Genomic DNA, 610 nt, shown 5'->3' with positions numbered 1-610 from the left:
TATCCAGTTTTTGAGGAGGAGGAATCTGTTAGTTCTAATGCAACATTTTAGCTGTGTCAGTCCAGTAGGGTGTGTTACGGCTTCCGTAACGCACCATTTCAGGTTTTCAGTGCTTTATGCTAACGCGACAACACACTCTACATTTTTTCAACGCGCAAAGAGCAGTTTAGTATCAAAAATTACTTTTATCAATATAGTTTTACTAAGAAAAGTTAAATAAATTTTTATTCTGGGAATTATAGACCTATTGAAGCTCAGGCAAGTAGGTCAAAAGCATTGATTAGTGAAACTGCAAAACTATTGCACCCCTCGGTGGAAAAATTAGTTAACGAAATTGTGGTAGTTAACCACGCTTGGAAAGTAGCTCGTGAATTATTTGGAGAAGATTCACCGCTATCTATTTCTTCACGGGATTTAAAAACCTGTTTGCAGGTGCGTTTATTACGAAGCTATGCACCAGAACAGGTTTATTTAATTGAGGACAAAGACGCAGAGGGTGAGCCACTTTATAGTTTACGTCTGCGCGAACCTATACTCACATCTTGCATCTGGAAATATGAATGTCAAAACCACAACTAAGTGCAAGGAAAGATAGGCGTTCAATATCAAG

1 protein-coding gene is annotated in these 610 nt (G+C 38.2%); it reads left to right on the top strand.

Annotation, left to right across the window (positions count from 1 at the left end; all coding sequences use genetic code 11):
• The first annotated feature begins 276 nt into the window (after window positions 1-276).
• Complete coding sequence (locus tag RMZ41_RS31965; RefSeq protein WP_409876334.1) at window positions 277-579, top strand: hypothetical protein; 303 nt, start codon at window positions 277-279, stop codon at window positions 577-579.
• Window positions 580-610: the final 31 nt, after the last annotated feature.

Source organism: Nostoc sp. DedVER02 (assembly GCF_034530675.2).
Classification (GTDB): domain Bacteria; phylum Cyanobacteriota; class Cyanobacteriia; order Cyanobacteriales; family Nostocaceae; genus Nostoc.
This window is presented reverse-complemented; position numbering and strand designations above follow the sequence as displayed.